This is a genomic window from Stenotrophomonas sp. YJH_SMC_127 (assembly GCF_059372445.1).
In genome coordinates this window covers 1,122,211-1,141,505 of sequence record NZ_JCAFVO010000001.1, presented here as the reverse complement: position 1 = coordinate 1,141,505, position 19,295 = coordinate 1,122,211, and the positions used below count along the sequence as shown (strand labels likewise).

General features: G+C 65.3%; 18 protein-coding genes and 1 pseudogene. 13 read left to right on the top strand and 6 right to left on the bottom strand.

Translation table 11 applies throughout. The features are described 5' to 3' along the window. Window positions 1-471: 471 nt before the first annotated feature. Window positions 472-864 carry a DoxX family protein gene (locus AC5QAB_RS05090; protein ID WP_262216773.1) on the bottom strand — a complete coding sequence of 131 codons (393 nt, stop codon included), beginning with the start codon at window positions 862-864 and terminating at the stop codon, window positions 472-474. A gap of 117 nt (window positions 865-981) precedes the next feature. Here AC5QAB_RS05090 and AC5QAB_RS05085 point away from each other — a divergent pair, with 117 nt between their 5' ends. The 3 genes from AC5QAB_RS05085 (at window position 982) to AC5QAB_RS05075 (ending at window position 2,647) form a co-directional block, all read left to right on the top strand. Then, window positions 982-1,401: an H-NS histone family protein gene (locus AC5QAB_RS05085; protein ID WP_041863852.1), complete on the top strand. Its 420-nt coding sequence runs from the start codon at window positions 982-984 to the stop codon at window positions 1,399-1,401. A 50-nt stretch (window positions 1,402-1,451) separates the two neighbouring features. Next, window positions 1,452-1,859 carry a hypothetical protein gene (locus AC5QAB_RS05080; RefSeq protein WP_262216774.1) on the top strand — a complete coding sequence of 136 codons (408 nt, stop codon included), beginning with the start codon at window positions 1,452-1,454 and terminating at the stop codon, window positions 1,857-1,859. Window positions 1,860-2,023: 164 nt separating this feature from the next. Next, on the top strand, window positions 2,024-2,647 hold the full coding sequence (locus AC5QAB_RS05075) for a hypothetical protein (RefSeq protein ID WP_227864596.1): 624 nt from the start codon (window positions 2,024-2,026) through the stop codon (window positions 2,645-2,647). A gap of 287 nt (window positions 2,648-2,934) precedes the next feature. Here AC5QAB_RS05075 and AC5QAB_RS05070 read toward each other — a convergent pair whose 3' ends face one another. Together AC5QAB_RS05070 and AC5QAB_RS05065 are read right to left on the bottom strand one after the other, a co-directional pair. Continuing rightward, window positions 2,935-3,576, bottom strand: coding sequence for a glutathione S-transferase family protein (locus AC5QAB_RS05070; protein WP_046432704.1), 642 nt, complete (start codon window positions 3,574-3,576; stop codon window positions 2,935-2,937). An 86-nt stretch (window positions 3,577-3,662) separates the two neighbouring features. Beyond that, window positions 3,663-3,932: pseudogene (locus AC5QAB_RS05065) on the bottom strand (helix-turn-helix domain-containing protein); the annotation flags it as partial. Between the two features lie 122 nt (window positions 3,933-4,054). Between AC5QAB_RS05065 and AC5QAB_RS05060 the strand changes: the two are divergent. Further along, complete coding sequence (locus AC5QAB_RS05060; protein ID WP_232017591.1) at window positions 4,055-4,291, top strand: EamA family transporter; 237 nt, start codon at window positions 4,055-4,057, stop codon at window positions 4,289-4,291. Between the two features lie 453 nt (window positions 4,292-4,744). Continuing rightward, window positions 4,745-5,197 carry a PA2169 family four-helix-bundle protein gene (locus AC5QAB_RS05055; protein WP_014648535.1) on the top strand — a complete coding sequence of 151 codons (453 nt, stop codon included), beginning with the start codon at window positions 4,745-4,747 and terminating at the stop codon, window positions 5,195-5,197. 91 nt (window positions 5,198-5,288) lie between these two features. Here the strand turns inward: AC5QAB_RS05055 and AC5QAB_RS05050 are convergent, their stop codons facing one another. Together AC5QAB_RS05050 and AC5QAB_RS05045 are read right to left on the bottom strand one after the other, a co-directional pair. After that, window positions 5,289-5,960 carry a response regulator transcription factor gene (locus AC5QAB_RS05050; RefSeq protein ID WP_032958333.1) on the bottom strand — a complete coding sequence of 224 codons (672 nt, stop codon included), beginning with the start codon at window positions 5,958-5,960 and terminating at the stop codon, window positions 5,289-5,291. A 314-nt stretch (window positions 5,961-6,274) separates the two neighbouring features. Further along, entirely contained in the window at window positions 6,275-6,376 is a 102-nt protein-coding gene (locus AC5QAB_RS05045) for a class III lanthipeptide (protein ID WP_014038605.1), read from the bottom strand. A 450-nt stretch (window positions 6,377-6,826) separates the two neighbouring features. Here AC5QAB_RS05045 and lanKC point away from each other — a divergent pair, with 450 nt between their 5' ends. The 5 genes from lanKC to AC5QAB_RS05020 are packed head-to-tail and all read left to right on the top strand — an operon-like array spanning window position 6,827 to window position 14,524. Then, entirely contained in the window at window positions 6,827-9,547 is a 2,721-nt protein-coding gene (gene lanKC / locus AC5QAB_RS05040) for a class III lanthionine synthetase LanKC (protein WP_495233198.1), read from the top strand. After that, window positions 9,544-11,187 carry an ABC transporter transmembrane domain-containing protein gene (locus AC5QAB_RS05035; protein WP_495233197.1) on the top strand — a complete coding sequence of 548 codons (1,644 nt, stop codon included), beginning with the start codon at window positions 9,544-9,546 and terminating at the stop codon, window positions 11,185-11,187. The genes lanKC and AC5QAB_RS05035 overlap by 4 nt, the downstream gene beginning before the upstream one ends. A gap of 1 nt (window position 11,188) precedes the next feature. After that, a complete protein-coding gene (locus tag AC5QAB_RS05030; RefSeq protein ID WP_495233196.1) occupies window positions 11,189-12,550 on the top strand; it encodes an ABC transporter permease in 1,362 nt (453 codons plus the stop codon). Window positions 12,551-12,560: 10 nt separating this feature from the next. Next, on the top strand, window positions 12,561-13,775 hold the full coding sequence (locus AC5QAB_RS05025; RefSeq protein ID WP_032958343.1) for an FtsX-like permease family protein: 1,215 nt from the start codon (window positions 12,561-12,563) through the stop codon (window positions 13,773-13,775). 53 nt (window positions 13,776-13,828) lie between these two features. After that, entirely contained in the window at window positions 13,829-14,524 is a 696-nt protein-coding gene (locus AC5QAB_RS05020; RefSeq protein WP_032958346.1) for an ABC transporter ATP-binding protein, read from the top strand. Between the two features lie 79 nt (window positions 14,525-14,603). On the opposite strand, the gene AC5QAB_RS05015 is transcribed toward AC5QAB_RS05020, so the two are convergent. After that, window positions 14,604-17,954, bottom strand: coding sequence for an autotransporter serine protease (locus tag AC5QAB_RS05015; protein WP_262216777.1), 3,351 nt, complete (start codon window positions 17,952-17,954; stop codon window positions 14,604-14,606). Between the two features lie 174 nt (window positions 17,955-18,128). Here AC5QAB_RS05015 and AC5QAB_RS05010 point away from each other — a divergent pair, with 174 nt between their 5' ends. The 3 genes from AC5QAB_RS05010 (at window position 18,129) to AC5QAB_RS05000 (ending at window position 19,288) form a co-directional block, all read left to right on the top strand. Then, window positions 18,129-18,587: an SLOG cluster 4 domain-containing protein gene (locus AC5QAB_RS05010; RefSeq protein ID WP_239508241.1), complete on the top strand. Its 459-nt coding sequence runs from the start codon at window positions 18,129-18,131 to the stop codon at window positions 18,585-18,587. A gap of 45 nt (window positions 18,588-18,632) precedes the next feature. Further along, window positions 18,633-18,833, top strand: a complete 201-nt coding sequence (locus tag AC5QAB_RS05005) for a hypothetical protein (protein ID WP_134965937.1) — start codon at window positions 18,633-18,635, stop codon at window positions 18,831-18,833. Window positions 18,834-18,937: 104 nt separating this feature from the next. Next, entirely contained in the window at window positions 18,938-19,288 is a 351-nt protein-coding gene (locus AC5QAB_RS05000; RefSeq protein ID WP_032958352.1) for a VOC family protein, read from the top strand. Window positions 19,289-19,295 lie beyond the last annotated feature (7 nt).

Genomic DNA, 19,295 nt, shown 5'->3' with positions numbered 1-19,295 from the left:
GGGCATTGTCGGCATGTCCCCGTCCGCATGCCGGGATCATTTCCGTGTCCGGCGGCGTGCACAGGGGGAAGGCCGACGTCGGGGGGCGTGGTTGACGGGATGGTGTCGACCCATCGCCAGCATGCCGGTGTCACCGCGCGGGGTCGTCGACCACAGGCATGCTTGGCGTGCGGATGCTGATTCCGATCCCGACAGGAGATCGCATGATGCGCAGTGCTTGTACGTCCTTCGTTCTGGCTGCATCGCAATGCGTTCCGGCATTCGCGTCCGACGCTGGCGAATCACCCAGGTCAAGACGCCGGCGCCGATCATCGATGGCCTGCAGTACAAGCGCGCCTTCAACGTGGCCGGACCCTCATGGCCGAGGGTTACGGTGCCATCGAGTTCCTGGATGCACAGGGCAAGGTGATCCACACGCTGGCGCCAGAGGCCGAACTTCGCCGCTAGCGCGTGCACACCTCGAATCGAGGCTTACCCGCGCCGACCGCGCCCGTCGATGCTGTAGCGCCCGGCCCCGGTGCAGGCCAGCAGCAGGAACCCACCGGCCAGCCCCAGGTTCTTCAGGAACATGATCTGCTGGGTTTGGTCGGCGAAGTTGTGGTGGAAGATGAAAGCGGTGACCAGGCTGAAGCCCGCCAGCACGATCGACACCAGCCGGGTCTGGAAGCCGAGCAGGATGCACAGGCCACTGCCGATCTCGAAGGCGACCGTTGGCCACAGCAGGATGCCGGGCACGCCCATGGCTTCCATATAGGCCTGGGTGCCGCTGAGATCGCCGAGCTTGCCCAGCCCGGAGACCAGGAACAGCGCCATCAGCAGGATGCGCGCAAGCAGGTAGGCAAGCGAATGCGATGAGGTGCTCACAGGGATGTCCTCGGGGATGGCCGACGAAGGCGATCGGAGCCCACCCGCAGTGAAGCCCGTGTCTACGCGGGGGCAAGCCGCCTTGACAGGCGCCGCGCGGCAGTAGACCTTTCCAGCATGACGATCGATATTGAATCGCTCAGCCTGCGGGAGCTGGGCGCCTTGGTGGTTGCCGCTGAACAGCGGAAGCAGCTGATTTCCAACCGCCGTCCTGCCAGCGCGGTGCGGCGTATGCTGAAAGCCGCCGCGGCGGAAGCGGGATATACCCTCGAAGAACTCTTTGGCGATGAAGCCATCGAAGCGGGCGCACCCAGCCGGAAACCGGCACGGCGCAGAACCGGCAAAGTGGCCGCCAAATACCGAGACCCGGAATACAAGCGGCTGACCTGGTCCGGCCGCGGGCGCATGCCGCGTTGGCTCGCTTCCAGGATCCAGAAGGGCCACAAGGTCACCGACTTCCTGATTCCCGGGTTGGCGCGACCGACGGCGCGCAAGGGCAGCCCGATCGGCAAGCGCACAGTCTTCAAGAAGGATTGAGCCTGCCACGCTGCTACCCTGCCGGGGGTCTTTGAACGAAGGAGCGCGGGATGGCACACGATGCAGGCAGGACGATCACGCCCACGATGCTGTATGCCGCCGCGGCCGCGGCCGTGCTGGTCAGCCTGCTGGCCTGGGCGGTGGAATGGAGCGGGATGGCCTATGTCTGCCCATATTGCCGCGTGCAGCGCACGGTCATCGGCGTGCTGGGCCTGCTGACGCTGTTCGCGCACCCGGGCGGCATCGTGGTGCCCTGGCTGTCGTACAGCGCGGGCGCCTTCGCGTTCGTGGTGGCGGCGATGCAGCACTTCAACGGTTGGAAGCGCATTTCCGCCGGCGACTTCAGTTTCAACGAACAGTGGTACATCGATCCGTGGCTGCTGTCGGGCTGCGCGATGCTGGTCCTGGTGGCGCAGCTGATGCTGGTGCAGGCCGCCTGCCGGCGCAGGTTGCACTGACAGTGTCGTCGCTGCGGGAGAAGTGCCGGGTATGGCAAGCGCTCTCAATCCTTCAAAGCGGTAGTGACATCGCGTGTGGCGCGCGATGCTCATGAAGTATGCCGTCGCACAGGATCCTCTACATACTGAATCCATCGGGCAACATGGCACGAAAGTTCAGCGTCATGCGTGATCGTGAAGGCGGCATCCGTTGCGACAAAATGGAACCCGGCGCGATGGATTGCGAACCCTTCGTCATCATCGACGAGCTCCCGGTCGAGCAACCGGCGATCAACTATCTTCAGTTCAAGCGCATAGTCGCTCAATCGGTGATCAGCCTGTCTGAGCCCGGCTACCCGACCAATGTGTACGATGACATCCAGAATCCGCAGAGAAGGGATGCGGTCAGCCAGCATCTGGGGCAGCGTTTCGAGACTTACATCTACCTGGCTTCCGGCGCGTACTCGCTTGGCATCGATGTCTGGGCGCCGCAGAAGATCCGCTATGCTGACGGGTCTACCGCTTCCTACAACTACAGCATGATCAACCGTCGCTGGGAGCCCAACGCCCTCCTTTACAAGGACAGGTTCGGTAACTCCATTCCGCTTAGCGTTACACAGTTGAGCGAGGGGCGAGGCGGCGTTACGCATCGCTTCGAATTCCCGAATGGGAATGCCACCGATATGGGAAGCTTCGTCAATGCGCTCAACAACATCGGTGTCCCGGTGACGGGGGCGGGCAATCAGTCTGTCACCTGCACCAGCACGATCAGGCTGACCGAGGTCAAGGTGACCTGCAACCGGAACTGATGAGGAATAGATCGATGCGAGTTTCACCAGGCCTGGGTTCCACGGTCATATTCGGTACTTCCTTTGTGGGAGCACTGCTATGCGGGTTCGTGTTTCCATCCATGTCGGCAGGTTCCCCGGAGCTGACCCCTTGGATGTTCAACGGCCTGCTGGCGTGCGGTGCGGTTGCGCTTTTTAGTGCTCCCTTTGGCTGGCGGGGTTACCTGAACTGGAGATCGCGTCGATTGAAGTAACGCATGGGGCCTGCGTGACTGCTGGCCCCTTGTTGCCTGGGAGGAGGCGCAGCGCTAGGCGTCCTGGAAAACCGCCAGCTGCGCAGCAAACGCACGCTGGTAGGCGGGCCGCTGCGTGGCCCGGGCCACATAGGTGGCGACCTGTGGGTACTCGTCGAGCAGGCCGCTGCTCTTCAGGCGCAGCAGCACCGAGACCATCATCAGGTCGCCCACGCTGAATTCGCCGTCCAGCCACGTTGTCCTGGCCAACCACGTCGATAGTTGGGCCAGCCGCGTCCGGACCCGCTCATCGAGCATTGGCAGCCGTTGCGCGTACCAGGGTTGCTCGCGCTCAAGCACCCAGGCCATGGAGCGCTCGACGATGGGGGGCTCCACCGTGTTCAGCGCAGCGAACACCCACATGATCGCGCGCATGCGGGCGTCCGGATCGCGCGGCAGCAGGCCGGGGTGCTGTTCGGCCAGGTGCAGGGCGATGGCGCCGGATTCGAACAGGGTCCGGTCGCCCTCCTGCCACGTGGGAATCTGCCCGAACGGATTCCGTGCCAGGTGCGCGGGCTGCTTCAGCTCGGCGAAGCTGAGCAGTTGTACGTCATAGGCCACGGCCAGTTCCTCCAGCGCCCAGCGCACGCGCATGTCACGGGCCAGGCCCTGGCCCCGGTCGGGGGAGGCGGCGAAGGCGGTGAGGATCGGTGGCATTGGAGCGCTCCTGCAGGCCGATGGGCCTGCCTTTCCTGTTCCGACGAGCGACGGGGCGGGAAATCGACAGCCCTCGATGCGGGCCTTCACCCGGCCCGATGCTGCTCCCGATACTGATCGGGCGTGCACTGCGCGTGCCGCTTGAACATTTCGGCAAACGCGCTGACGCCTGAATAGCCCAGCTCCCCGGCGATGCGGCTGATCGGCTTGCGTGTGCACAGCGCCTCGGTGGCGCGCACGAACTTCACACGCCCACGCCGGCCGCCGAGTGACATGCCCAGTTCACTGCGCGCCATGCGCTCCAGCGTGCGCACGCTCATGTGAGGCCGCTGCGCGATCTCGGCCACGGATTCGGCCGTGCATTTGCCGCCTGCATCGTGCTGATGCAGCGCCGGAAGATTCCGCTGACGGTGCTGGAGTCACTGTTCCTGCAGGCCACGGCGGCATCGCTGATCCTGCTGCCGGTGCAGCTGCCGGAGTGAACAACCTGACCGCGGTGGGCTGTTTCGGTTTCGCTGCGGTGTGTGCATCGATCCTTGCGCCCCTCAGCTGGATGACCGGTCTTTCGCGGTTGGGCGCGGCGCGCGTTTCGGGATTCTTCAGCCTGGTGCCGATCGTGACCACCGCACTGGCGGTGCTGCTGCTGGGTGAGTCACTCAGCGGATGGGGTGCTGGGTGGCAGCCTGCTGGCGGTGTCGGGTGTGGTACTTGCTGAATATGCCGCCAGGCACGGGTGCGGAAGGCCGATGCGGCCCGATATTCCAGCAAGGTCTGCACGAAACGTGCACCTCACGTCGACGTTGTGCGATGCCGTTGCGCTTCAGTCTGGCAACCCCATTCCCCGCCTGCGCAGGAGCCCATCGATGAATACGCCTGGAAAGCCGAGACCCACCTGGAAGCAATGGCACGTGCTGCTGGTGATCCTGGCAATCGCGCTGCTGGTCACCCTGATCATCGTCACCGCACCGTGGTAACGCGTGCAACGCGCTCAGATTCCGTGAAAGCCGACGATGCTTGAAATGACGAAGTCAGCAGGTGTTTCGCATGGTGATGCGTGCATCAATTCGTGCTCACCTGGTTGGCACACGCGATTGCACACAGTGGGGTCGAAGGCAATGCAGATGCACTGCCATTCTCCACTGACTTTCGAGCACACAGGAGCGACGCCATGAGCACCCAGTCCACCATCGAACATCGCCTCAACGACCTGATCGAAATCGCCCGCGATGGCAAGTCGTTCTATGAAGAAGCGGCCACCAAGGTCAAGGATGCCGAGCTGTCGGCACTGTTCACCCGCATCGCTGGCGTCAAGGGCCGCATCGTGGCGGCGTTGAGCGGCTCAGTGGCCGCCAGCGGTGGCAAGCCGGCCGAACATGGCACCGTGGTCGGTTCGATGCAGCAGTTCTACGGCAAGGTTCGAGCCGCTTTCGGTGACACCAACTATGGCTACGTGGCTGAACTTGAAGAATCCGAGGACCGCCTGCTGGGCGCGTTCAAGGATGTGCTGCAGGACAACGAGCTGCCGCCGGCCGTGCGCCAGGAAGTGACCCAGCTGCTTCCGGAAGTGCAGGAGTGCCACAACGTCATGCGTGCGCGAAAGCACGCAATGAAGGCCGCCTGACCGCAGCGGTCGGCCCAATCAGCGGGACTGGCAGCCGGGGCGGTTTACCGCCCCGGCTGTTGCATTTGCGGCCCGCGCCGATGGCCTTTGATCAGGCCGCGTCGTCGTTCAGCATGTAGCCCAGCCCACGCTTGGACTCGATGCTGACACTGGCCGAGCGCAGGGCACGGCGCAGGCGTGATACGTGCGGATCCAACACGGTGGTACCGCCGTCGGCGCCGGCCAGGTGCACGGCAGCACTCAGCACTTCATGGCGGACGATCCGGCCCTGGCGGGCGCAAAGCGCTTCCAGCAGCAGCAGCTGGCTACGCGGCAGGCTCAGGGGCGCACCGCCTACCAATGCCATGCGGTTGGAAAAATCGAACGTGAAATTGCCGATTCTCAGAATGTGGCCGGCATCAGCGTCGAGGCGCCGGGTAATCGCGCGCAGCCGCGCGGCCAGTTCGTCGAACTCGAACGGCGTGGGCAGGTAGTCATCGGCACCGGCATCCAGGCAAGCGATGCAGTCGGCAGCGTGGTTGTGGCGCCCCAACAGCAGAATGGGCAGCCAGGTACGCAAGCCGCGCACGATCTGCACCAGCTTCAGTGAATCGCCTTCGGGCAGCCAGCGGTCGAGAATGAGGGCGCGGTACTCCACGGCCTGTACCGCGGCCTTGGCCAGTGACCAGGTTGCCACGAGGTCCACCAGCATGTTGCGGCTCTGCAATACGTTGCGAAGCGCCTGTGCAAGTTCGGCGTCGTCCATGGCCACGAGGATGCGCATGCTGCGTCTTTTCCTGATTGCTGGATCCGGCGGGCGTGCAGGCGCACTGCGTAGCGTCCGTCATGGTGGTGAGGTCGCAGCGGGGCCGAGCAATGGTCACGGCTGCAGCACGTGCTGCAGCTGGCTGATCATCCCCCCCCCCGGGATGCCTGTCCTGGCATTGGCAGATGCAGGACGCGCAGCGCGGGCAGCGGACGGCTGCCTGCCAAGCGATCTCTACGTCGTATGGAGACCTGCCACGTGGCGGTGCATCACGCTGTGGCAGATGTCGAGGTGGTGGGCGCGCACCACCACCTCAGGCAAGCCGGAGAGGCTTAGCCGTTGCAGCAGTTGCTGTCGGAGCTGCTGCAGCTGTTGCCCAGGTTTTCCTGCTGGTTTTCGATCATCAGGCGCTGCAGATTCAGGACGCGATTCATATCAACTCTCCTTAGTCGTACATGGGATCGGGAGGCATGCGTGCCTCCCACGCGTTACGCAATGAAATGATTCACTGCGCGATTGCACCACGCAATCTCAAAGCCCTGTTGCAGTTGCTGAAGAACCCCGGTCTATACGTGGCGGATGGAAAATGGCATTGCCGATTGGAATGAGTCAAGTCAATTGTGGAATGAGAATCGCCTGCGCAATGTAGCGGCAAGGTACGGTGGCAATCATCGATCTGCAGGGACATTCCGGGCGGCTGCATTGCAGCGATAGCCGGCGGATTTCACGCCGTGCTTACGAATGAAGCAGGCAGGGAATCCGCATTCCGCATTTTGCGATGCCTGCAGGCTGGAGCGCCCGCAATGCATCCATCGCGCATGTGCGAGGCGTTCGGGGATGTGTGCACCGGGCAAATGAGCCGTGGAACCGACCAGGGAGAGACGATGTCAGCGCGTCAACGATCACTGCGTGAAGCACGCCACATGGACAAGGCCGCCTATGTGGGGGGCGACGAGCGGTTCTACGAATTGAGCTACAACCAGTACCGGCCCAGCGAAGATTTCCGCAGTATCGTTGAAGCGGAGATCGAGGCGGCCGGCATGGCGTGGACGATCCATCGCATCGGTGTCTGGTCGCACCTGGCGACGCATGGCGACCCGGTCGCCGGCAACCTGCCGCCGCAAGGCTGGAAGATCCACGTTTCAGCCACGCAGGAGAACTGCCAGCGGTTGCTGCGCACCGTCACCCGGATGGCCCTGGCCGAGCGCGTGAAGTTCAAGTTCGCCAATGACATGAACACGCTGCGCATGATGAGCTCCAAGCGTTGGCCACGCGGTGGCTCGGGCAAGTTCATCACGCTCTATCCGCTGGACCTTGCGGTCTTCACGCGCTTCATCGAGCAGCTGCATGGGGCGCTGAAGGACGAAGATGGCTCGTACATCCTGTCCGATCGACGCTACAAGGACTGCCGCTGCCTGTATTACCGCTATGGCGGCATGCGCCAGGTGTACCGGCTTGATTTCATCGGCCAGAAGGTGCCGATGCTGGTCGCGCCCGACGGCAGCCATGTTCCCGACCTGCGCAATCCCTATTTCGAGGTGCCTGCCTGGGAAACCGACCCGTTCCCCAGCGAGGATGATCCCGGCGAGATGACGTTGAAGGAGGGCCGCTATCAGGTGCAGGCCGCGCTTGGGTTCTCCAACACGGGCGGGGTCTACCTGGCGTTGGACCAGGTCACCGGGGAGGAAGTGGTCATCAAGGAGGCGCGGCCCCATGTGGAAATGCACGGGGAAGGGCTCGACGCCACCAGCCGCCTGGCACGCGAACGACGCAATCTGGAGTTGCTGGGCCCGGTGGGCGCCTCGCCGCGCTGCCTGGATGCATTCACCGATTGGGAAAACAGCTATCTGGTGGAAGAGCGCCTGGATGCATTCGATCTTCGCGAGCTGATGCTCAAGCATTCGCCGCTGATGAAGGCCCGTCCCAGCGCACGCGATGGTAGTGACTACTACGGGATGTGCGTGACCATCTTCACCGGTCTGCTTCGCGCGGTCGACCGCGCACACAAGGTGGGAGTGGTGATCGGTGACATCTCGCCGTCCAACATCATGGTCGACCGCAGCGACATGCGTGTGCGCCTGATCGACCTGGAGGCCGCGTTCCTGGACGGCAGCGATGAGTGGGATGACATCCACACGCCCGGATTCCGCCGGATCATGAAGGGTCGCAAGCGCGCCAGCTGTTTCAGGGATGACCGCTATGCGACCGCGGTGGTGATGTTCTACTGCCTGTTCCCGCTGATGGCCATGGCCTACATCCGCACCGACCTGTTCCAGAAGGTGCTGCCGGTGATGATGGAGGACATCGGCTGGCAGCACACGCCAGTGGCCGAGGTCATCCAGGCGCTGGTGGACGACCGTATCGACCTGGAAGAGGCCGCACAGCTGCTGCAGCAGCCGGCGACCCTGCAGGCGCCGTTCTCGTCGCCGCAGCGCCCGTTGCCGGCGCCGCGCCAGTGTATCCGGCGGCTGCTCGCGTTCATGGATGCACACAGCCGGCTGCAGCCGGAGCGGACGCTGTTCCCACTTGATCCGTTCGCGCACTCCACCAACACGATGAGCCTTGGTCTGGGGGCGACCGGTGTGATCCACGCCTTCCATGGGGTGGGTCATCAGCCGTCGCCGGCGGTGATGGAGCGCTATGCGCAGGAGCTGCAGGCCCTGGATCGCAGATCGCTACCGCCGGGGTTCCTCACCGGCCTTGCCGGCATCGCCTGGTCGGCGCTGCTGCGTGGCGAGGTGGAACTCGCCCGCAGCCTGCTCGACAGCGCTGACGGCAGTGACCTGTTGCATGCGCATCACTCGCTCTATCACGGCATGGCGGGTATCGGAATGGCGCACCTGGCCATGCATCACGCGACCGGCCTGCCCGGGCATCTCGACAGGGCGCTGTCGCTGGCGCGGCGGCTTGCAGACACCGTCCACCACGGAGAGCGGGGTGCCTACTGGCAGGACGAAGGTGGCGTCCGCATCGGCATGGGTTACGGCCAGGCCGGCGTGGCGCTGTTCCTGCTGAGGCTGTCGCAGCTCAGTGGTGATCCGGCATGGCGCGTGCTTGGCGAGCAGGCACTGCGACACGATCTCTCCTACGGCTTCGAGCTGGAGACCGGAGTGACCACCTTCCCCAGCTCACCGGAAGAGGTCAACACCTATGAACCCTATCTGGAGCAGGGGACTGCGGGCATCGCCAAGGTCGCGATCCGTTACGGCCTGTGGCAGGACGTGAATCGGCTGGTGGATGACTTCCATCGCAAGTATTCCGGCTTCTGCGGCCTGTTGTATGGCCTGTCGGGCATGCTGGATGTGTTTGTCGACGCCCATCTCTACTCCGGTGACCCTAGGTACCTGCAGATGGCGGAGCGACCGTACCAGGGCATCGTCGATCTGTATCTGTTCGAGGAGGAGGAGGGAATGGCGGCGGTGCCGGGCGAGAATCTGTTCCGCATTTCCTTCGACCACGGTACCGGCATCGCCGGAGTGATCCGCGCCCTGCATCGGTACGACACGCTGGCGCCGGATGAGTTCTTCCTGGATGCACTCGATGTGCATGGCGCGGTGGTACGGGAAGTGGACGGAGTCGGGGTGGGGCAGGCGGCGGTTGCATGAATGCGCGCCCGCACCCGGCCGGACAGCCACTTCAGCGCGAGCAGACCGCGCAGCGGCACAGCGTGCGCGCCATCCTCGCCAGCTTCGCGATCCTGCTCGGCCCCCTCCGCGGGCGCTACCTTGCGGTGGCCGCCACCACCGCGATGTTCGGCGGACTGGGCGGGCTGCTGCATCCGCTGCTGATCCGCGCGATCTTCGACGAGGCCGCCAGCCGGCAGGATTTCAATCGCTTCCTGCTGCTTACCGGTGCATATCTGCTGCTGTGCCTGGTGACCAACCTGGGCAACTACAGCTGCGCGCTGTGGCAGCAGCGCGTGGATAACCGCATCGTGGAGCGGATCGGGACCTCGTTGCTGACCGCCTACTATGGCCGCAGTTATGACGAGGTGGTGCAGAAGGGGGCTGGCTACTATGTGGCGCGGATCCGCTCGGACGTGAAGGATGGCGTGGTGCCGATGCTGTCGGTCGCACGCACCACCCTGACCCAGGCGGTGACATTCGTCGCCTTGATCGCAGCCCTGCTGATCATCTCCTGGCGTGCGTTCCTGGTGCTGATGGCCATCATTCCCATCGCCACCACTGTCAGCGTGCTGGTCGGCCGACGCATCCGCGAGCTGACCGTGGTGGAGCGTGACCGCGAGGCCGAACTGGTTTCTTTGCTGACCCGGGCCGTGTCTGCCTTCAAGATGGTCTGTACGTTCGGCCTGGGCCCCAGGACGGTGCAGGCCCATGACCGCAGCCTGCGCGAGGTGCTGGATTCGACCTACCAGCGCTTCAGGGTGGTGAGGACCCTGCAGGGTGCGAGCGACCTGACGATGGTGATCTCGGATGTCTGCTCGATCTTCGTCGGCGCACTGTTCGTGTTCCGCCAACAGATGACACTGGGTTCGTTCATCGCCTTCATGAACGCCTTCTGGCGCTCAGCCACGACGCTCATCGGCATCTTCAAGAACATTGCCGAGATGCACAGCCACGGTGTGGTGGTGGTGCGGGTGGCGGAGTTCATGACCGCGCCGGCAGCCGCGGCGTCGGCCACGCACGTTGATGGCGGTCTGCTGGCGACGTCGATCGGCTACGGGTACGGCGCCACTCCCGTGTTTTCGGATTTCACCCTGGCCCTTTCACCCGGTGAACGTGCACTGGTGATTGGCGACAATGGCAGCGGCAAGACGACCCTGGCCAACGTCCTGGCCGGGTACTTCCAGCCCGTCGCCGGCCAGCTGCTGCGACCGGCGCGTATCCGCGCCATCACGCTTCCTCTGCAGTTCCCTCCGCTGAAGGTGCGCGACCTCGGCGCCGATCCGGTGCTGCTGGCGCGACTGGGGATGGACGGCGACGGGATCGCCGACAGCCTGCCGGAAACCCTGTCGGCAGGGCAGCAGCAGAAGATCGCCTTGGCGATGGTGCTGGGCGAGGACGCCGACCTCTACATTCTTGATGAGCCGGTCGCCAACCTCGATACGGCCAGCCGCGAGATTGCGATGGACGCGATCTTCGCACGCAGCCATGGCCGCATGCTGGTGATGATCATGCACGGCGCCGAGGCCTACCGCGCCCGATTCGATCACGTACACGAACTTGGCAGGTCCATGTGGCAACCGGCACGGGTCACGCCCGTGCACGTCCGGGGAGAGGCATGACATGAAGTCGATACAGGGTGCAGAAAAGGGTGCGGGCATGCGCAGGCTGGTCTACTGCGCGCAGGTGGCGCTGCACAATACACTGCGGAGCAAGGCCATCACCGCCCTGATGGTGCTGGCCATCGCGGTGGGCATTGGGGCCAGCATGACCACCTTGACCGTGGTCTACCTGCTGTCCGGCGATCCCTTGCCCGGGCGCAGCGGTGACCTCTACTACCCCCAGCTGGATGCCAACCCGAACTCGAAGGGCCGCGAGCCGTACGACGTGCTGGACTATCGTTCGGCCTACGACCTGTGGTCGTCCGGGCGCGCGGACCAGCAGACACTGCTGGTCACCAATCCGGTCAAGCTGCGGCCCGATCAGGGCAGCGCGCCACCGGTCATCCGCTCATCGATCTCCACCACCACCGACTTCGCGACGATGTTCGCGGTGCCGCTGGCGCATGGACGCTGGTGGTCGCGCGAGGAGGATGACGCGCGCGCACGTGTGGTGGTGATCTCGTCGGAGCTCAACGAGCAGATGTTCGGTGGGGGCGACAGTGTGGGGCAGACACTGCGGGTCAAGGACACCGCGATGCGCATCGTGGGCGTGCTCGCGCCCTGGCGGCCCTCGCCGCTGTTCTACAAGGTGCGGGGCGGCCGCTTCAGCGGCGGCAACACGTCGGGCTTCTTCGCCTCGGCCGATGATCTGTTCATGCCGCTGACCTCCAGCCTGGAGATCAATGACGGCGACTTCGTGCCGTTCACCTGCTGGTCCACGCCGGAGGAGCGCGGCCGGCTGCAGACCGCGCCGTGTGTCTGGGTACACCTGTGGGTCAAGCTGGACAGCGCCGCCAAGGTGGCCGCCTATCAGCGGTTCCTGCAGAACTATGCCGCTGAGCAGAAGGCCCTGGGCCGGATCAGCCACGCCGACAACACGCGGCTGCGCTCATTGATGCAGTGGCTCGACTTCAACCAGGTGGTACCCAGCGACGTGAAGCTGCAGGCCATCCTGGCCTTCGCCTTCCTCGGGATCTGCATTGCCAATGTGGTCGGTCTGCTGCTGGCGAAGTTCCTGCGCTACAGCGGCGAGATCGGCTTGCGTCGCGCACTGGGCGCAAGCCGCGCGGCGATCTTCCTGCAGTGCGTGGTCGAGGCCGCGCTGGTGGGGGCACTGGGTGGCACGCTGGGCCTGTTGCTGACCTGGCTCGGCCTGAGCGCGGTGCGCAGCCAGCCGGTGGCCTATGCGGACCTGGCGCGGCTTGATACCACCATGCTGCTGTTCACCCTGGCGCTGTCGGTGCTGGCCAGCCTGCTGGCGAGCCTGATTCCCGCGATCCGTGCCAGTGCGGTCCAGCCCATCGCCCAACTGAAGCTTCTGTAGAGGAACCACCATGCAGATCGGCATCGTACTTTCGGCCCTGCGCCGGCACCGCCTGGCGACCTTCCTCATCGCGATGGAGATCGCATTGGCCTGCGCCGTGCTGTGCAACGCGATCTTCCTGATGATCGAGCGGAACGCTGCAATGCAGCTGGTCAGTGGCCTGGACGAGTCACGGCTGGGGGTGATCCAGCTCGACGGCATCGATGCCGAGCGCGCCAACGATGTCAACGCGCGGGTCGTTGGTGCATTGCGGGGGCTGAGCGGCGTGACGGCGGCCGGGCTGGTCAGTGCCATGCCGTTCGGCAGCCCGGGCATACGCGCCGGCGTCAACCTGGACGAGGACCAGCAGGTGCCCGGCGGTGTTCTGGATTTCTACCTGGCCGATGCCGTGGCCCTGGACGCGCTGCAGTTGCACCTGGTGGGGGGGCGCATGCCCGGTGCGGACGAGTTCGCACCGACCGATGAACTGGTGCCGGCCAATCCCCCGGCGCTGGTCACCCAGGAGCTGGCCCAACGCTACTGGCCCGGCGAAAACGCCGTGGGCAAGAGCCTGTGGGCGATGGACACCCGGCTGCGGGTGATCGGCGTGGTCGAGCACATGGCCGTATCCCGCCCCGGCCGCGGTGAAGCCAAGGGCTCGGACTGGTCGGTGATCGTGCCCGCATCGCAGGGGCCGCGCCTGACCGGCCGCTATCTGGTGCGCGCCGAGGCCGGCGACATGAACCGCGTAATGCGCGATGCGCAGCAGGCAATCCGCCGTGTCGCGCCGGACGTGGTGTTCGATGTCGAGGGCAGCCGGCGGATCTCCGAACTGCGCGAGCGGCATTTCGAAGGTGACCGGGTCATGATGGGGCTGCTGGGCGGTGTCATCATCGCACTGCTCGCTGCCACTGCCCTGGGCATTGTCGGACTGGCCAGTTACTGGGTGGAGCAACGTCGCAAGCAGATCGGCATCCGCCGCGCGCTGGGGGCCACGCGCACCGATGTGATGCGCTATTTCCAGATCGAGAACCTGCTGATTGTCTCCATCGGCATCGCGGCCGGGGCTCTGCTGGCCTACGCGATGAACCTGACCCTGATGCGCTTCTACGAACTGCCGCGCCTGCCACTGCTGTACCTGCCGGTGAGTGCGGTGATCCTGCTGCTGCTGGGCCAGGCGGCGGTACTGCTGCCGGCGCTGCGTGCCGCGGCCATCGCGCCGGTGTCGGCCATCCGTTCGTTGTGAGTCCCGCAGCGGCCTTGGCCGGTCGCTGCTTCCATCTGCAAGCGAGAATTTCCATGCTCAGGATGCAAGGCGTCAGCAAAGTGTTCCAGGTGGGTGAAGTCATGACCCATGCATTGCGCTCCATCGACCTGTCGGTGCAGGAGGGCGATTTCCTGTCGATTACCGGCCCTTCCGGCTCCGGCAAGTCCACACTGCTGAACATCCTCGGTCTGCTCGAGGGCTTTTCCGGCGGCCACTACGCGATCGGCGGCGTGGATGTTGGCGGCATGCGCGACGCGGCGCTCAGCGCGCTGCGCAACGAGAAGATCGGCTTCGTGTTCCAGGCGTTCAACCTGATCCCGGATCTGACCATCCAGGCCAATGTGGAGGTGCCGCTGCGCTACCGTGGCATGGCGGCAGCCGAATGCAGGCAGCGTGTGGTCTCGGCACTGGCCCAGGTCGGACTGGGCAGCCGCATGTCGCACTATCCCGGCGAACTGTCGGGCGGGCAGCAGCAGCGCGTGGCGATCGCCCGCGCCATCGCGGGTACGCCGGCCCTGCTGCTGGCTGACGAGCCGACCGGAAACCTGGACTCGCAGATGTCGCAGGGGGTCATGGAGATTCTGCGTGAGCTCAACCAGGGCGGCATGACCATCATCATGGTGACGCATGACAAGGAGCTGGCGGCATGCGCGGGTCGCAGCGTCCACATCGTGGATGGGCAGATCGTCGAGGTCACAGCACAGGCCATGCAGGCGCTGTGCGCCTGAGCTGAAAGAGCGTCACCTGCAAGCAGAAGGGGCGGCCGATCGGCCGCCCCTCCTGTTTTCATCGCATTGCAGGCACAGATCAGAAACGCACGGACCAGCGTGCATTCGCACCATGGTCACGGCTCTCGCTGCCGAACTGGCCGCTGTAGCCCAGCTCCAGCTGCTGGCGCGAGGTCAGCCACGCCGACAGGCCCAGTTCGGCCACCACCGCGTTGTCGGCGATCGGCGCGCCGTTGACCGCGAACGTGGAGCTGCCATTGGCAAACGCAAGGTTGGCGACCTGGCTGCGATCCCCCGAGGCACGACGATAGCCGACACCCCCGCGCAGGTGCAGCCAGCTGTCCTGCTGGAACGAAGCCTTCAGCCCCTTGTCGAAGCGCACGCCGGCGGTGGCGATCGTGGTTCCGGTGTCGTCCACCTTGCCCTGCAGCGCCGCTGCTCCACCGCGTTCGCTGATGCGCTTGAGGTCCACTTCCACGCGCGCCACCTGCAGGTACGGCTCCAGCCCGGCTTCGGGGCCACCGAAGCGATAACCAGCTTCGATGAAGGCCTGGCGGGTGCGGGCGTCGTAACGCGCGCTCAGGCTGTCACTGAAACCTGCGAAGGCGACTTCACGCGTGCTCTTCACCTCGTGCTTGCTCCACGCCACACCACCGCGCAGGCCGAAGCCGCCCCAGGTGTGGCTGGCGTAGGCACCGAAGTGCGTGTTGTCGATCTTCGACTTGGCGCGGCGGTCCTGCTGCTTGACGTCGGTACGGCCGGTACCGGCCAGCACGCCAACCTGCCAGCCGGAGAACTCGCGGTCGATGCCGACCAGCAGGCCGTTGCTGTTGGCCTCGGTGCGGGCGGTGTTGAAGTCACCGTCCAGCCTGCTGTTGCCACCGATGGCCTGCACCCATGCACCCGTCGCATCACCCACGTCGCTGCCGGGCGCGCTGGCGCCGGCACGGCGTGACAACGCGGCATCGCGCACGTAGCGGCTGCCCTCGACCAGGGCGATGGCCGTGGCAGGATGCAGCTCGCCGCTGAGGCCATCGAGCACGCCACCGACCTGCTGCGGGAACAGCTGGGTCAGCGGCTTGGGCAGGCCCTGGGCGATCGGCAGCAGGTCGGCGGCGGCCGCCACCGCACGCTGGTTGGGCGTGTTGGCAGCCGTGGCCAGCGAAGCGCCACGGGCAACGTCGATGCGCGTGCCATTGGCGCCGTAGGCCAGGCTGAACTGCAGGAAGGGCGAGAACGCACTGAAGTCGGTCTTGGCGAACTGGCCGCTGATGCCACCGTCGGCACGCAGGACGTTGAACTGTTCGCCGAGGTAATACACGCCCGGTTCCGGCAGGGCGACCAGGGTGCCGCCGAGGGTGGCGGTGCCGGTCACGTGCAGCTGGTCACTGCGACTACCCGGTGCCAGCTCCGCCGCATACACGCCGGTGGCGCCCTGCACGTAGTTGCCGTTGATGGTCAGCGTGCCGATCGAGTTGCCCGGCGCGATGATGCCGTCCACGCGGGTGTTGCCGAGCGTGCCGACGCCCTTCAACAGGCCATTGGCGCCGACCGTGGTGGTGCCACCGGCCTGCGTGCCGTTGAAGGACACCACGCCGCCGTTGACTACCAGGTTGCTGTTATCCAGCACGCCGCTGGTGCTGACCGTGCTGACGCCGCCGGTGGTGGTCAGGGCGGTGGAGACCAGGCTGCCGTTGAGCAGCAGCCGGCCACCCTGGACCTCGACCGCCGAGGTGAGCGTGTTGGCGCCGTTCAACTCCAGCATGCCGTCCTGCACCACGGCGCCGTTGAAGCTGTTGTTGCCGCTCAGGCGCAGCCAACCGATACCGGATTTGGTCAGCTTGCCGGGGCCGCCGATGTCGTTGGTCCAGTTGTCCCACGCATCGCCTTCCCAGACCTTCAGGCCGCCGGCCCTCTGGTTCATCACCACGTTGGTGTCCACGCGCAGCGAACCATAGCCTTCGATGGCCTTGCGCAGGTCGACCATGCCCCAGCCGTAGATTGCATCGATGCCTGGCGCGCCGAGATCGCGTGCGGTGGTCAACAGCACGTCGCGGACCTGGGCGTTGTCCAGGTACGGGAAGCGCTCCATCAGCAGGCCGAGGGCGCCGGTGATATGGGGTGCGGCCATCGACGTGCCGGTCTTGGTGCCGTAGACGTAGCTGGTGTTCTCGCTGTCGATGATCAGCCGCACGTAGGCGGAGGTGTTCTCGATGCGGCCCTGGATATCGCCGGAGACGATGGTGCTGACGATATCGGTACCGGGGGCCGAGATGCACCAGTTGGCGGCAACCCCGCAGATGCTGGAACTGCCATCGATCACGTAGTCGGTTTCACCTGCGGCGGTGTCGGGCCGGCGGACATTGGCGACCGCCAGCCAGTACGGTTCCAGTTCGGGCTTCCAGCGCGGCATCGAGGCGGTGATGCCGGCAACCGCACCGCTGCCGTTGCCAGCCGACCACACCTGGATGAGAGTGGAGCCCGGGGCATCGCCGTTGTTGGCGTAGATGCTGCCGTACACGCCGTAGTCGGCACCGATGCTGGCGTACTGCTGGTCCAGCGCGGCGGCGGTCATGTTGCGCGTGGAAATGCCCCAGCTGTGATTGATGGCGCGTACACCCTGCGCCTGGATCTGCGCATACATGTCCAGCGTGGCGGCATCATCCGGATCGGTGCGGTACACCGCGCGCGGACGATAGAACCTGTCCGGGTCCAGGCGCCACTCGTAGTAGGTGTCACCGAACACGCGGGCGGCAGTGAGATCCGCACCAAAGGCCACGCCATGCATGCCGGTGCCATTGCGGTTGGCGCCGATGGTGCCAAGCACATGCGTGCCGTGATCGGCGTAGCTGAAGCCATAGGGCTGGCCGGCGGCGATCAGGCGTGCCGCCAGTGAGGCCGGAACGCCGGCGCCCAGTCCGTAGTAGTTGTAGCCGGGCTGTTCGCCGCGGGTCTGCCCGCAGGCGCCGGCCCCTGCGACCACGCCCGGCGTCGCACAGTCGGCACCGATGGTGATGCTGGAGGTATTGCGTCCTGCGAACTCCGGATGCGCCAGTGCGGAGCCCGAGTCGAACAGCGCCAGGCGTACGCCCTTGCCGGTCAGGCCGCGCGCATAGGCGTAGTCCGCGCCCATCGCGCCCAGGCCCCAATCGGCGTTGAATTCGTCGCTGCGCCAGCTGGCCGGATCGCCGGGATTGCCAAGAACGGCGGTGCTGCTGGTGGCAGCTGCCGTGGCCGTGGTTGCAGGTGCGGTGCTGGCAGCGGGCTGCGCCCACGCGGCCTGCAGCTGGCGCTGCTGCTGCCAGGTCTCGAGTGATTCGCTGGCCATGGCTGGCAGTGCGGTGGCCAGCAGCAGTGAGCTGGCGACGGCAAGCGCCAGCGGGCGATGCGACAGGGAGCGGGACGAACGGCCGTACAGCGGGTGATTCATCGGACAACTTCCTTGGTTGACGGACAACAAGGCCGTTAACGCCAACGCATGGCGATATCCCCCAGTAATGTGAAGGGAATTTTATGAACGTGTTAATGTTTTGTGATCGGTGCATGGTGTGGCTCCAGCGGGCAGGGCACCGTGACCCGTCCTTCCGAGGCTTCGGAAGCGTCCATGCGTACCGCATTCCGTAAACCACCGTTGGCGATATTGGGTGGTGCCGATCCTGGCAGCGACGCGTTCGAGCGCGCAGCTGGTGGCCAGGTGCCCAGCGTCATCCCGGAAGGCAGCATGCCGCAGGCCGACTGGCCGGCCACGGTGGTGGTGCCCTGTGGCATGGGGGATGCGCGCAACCTGATCATGGCCCTTGCCGGTGATGCCTGCATCGTCAGCGGTGGGCGCGCCTGCACGATCTCGGAGGTTTGGCTGCACAAGCGGCCGCTGGTGTCGCTTGCAGGGGCAGGTGGCGGGTCCGACGCGCTGCCGGACACCCGCCGGACGAGCGCGGCAATTCGCCGATCCTGCCGTGGCGCAACAGTGATGAGCTGGCCGGGCAACTGCGTGTCCTGGGAATGCTGCAACACTGAGTCCAGCCGCATCCGCCTTCACCCAACGTCCCGTGTGCAGCGCTAAGGTGGCCCGGCCTGGGCTCCCCAGGCTTATCAAGGAGTGATGTCGATGCGTACTTTCAGGAAAGTGATCGCCGGTGCTGTGTTCGCGTTGGCCTGCAGCGGCTCGGTGGCCGTGGCCGGACCGATTCCGCCCTGCGATCTGCCCTGCTGGAAGGCCTACCAGGCGTGCGTAGCCGGTGGGGGTGATGCCATGGAATGCCAGTACGAATACGATCGATGCGTCATGGAGCGCTGCGGCGCGGTGTAAGCCCAGCCATGATCGGCTGATGACGGGCCCCGTCCATGACGGGGCTCTTCTGTTTGTGCGCAGGGTGGGGCACTCTCGGCGTATTCTTCCTGGTGGAGTGGAACATGGCCGTCATGCGTGTCGTCGCCAACATCGCCACGTCTGATCCCGCCCGCGCCGCTGCATTCTATGGCGAGCTGCTCGGCATGCCGGTGGTGATGGACCATGGCTGGATCGTCACCCATGGCGGGCAGGGCAGTGCGCTGGCGCAGGTCAGCTTCGCCAGCGAAGGGGGTTCCGGCGCACCGGTGCCGGACCTGTCTATCGAAGTGGACAACCTGCAGGAGGTGCTGGAACGCATGCACGCGGCTGGCATCGCGCTGGACTATGGGCCGGCCGACGAGCCCTGGGGCGTGCGGCGCTTCTTCGTCCGCGACCCGTTCGGCCGGCTGTTGAACATCCTCGCCCACGCCTGAGCGACGG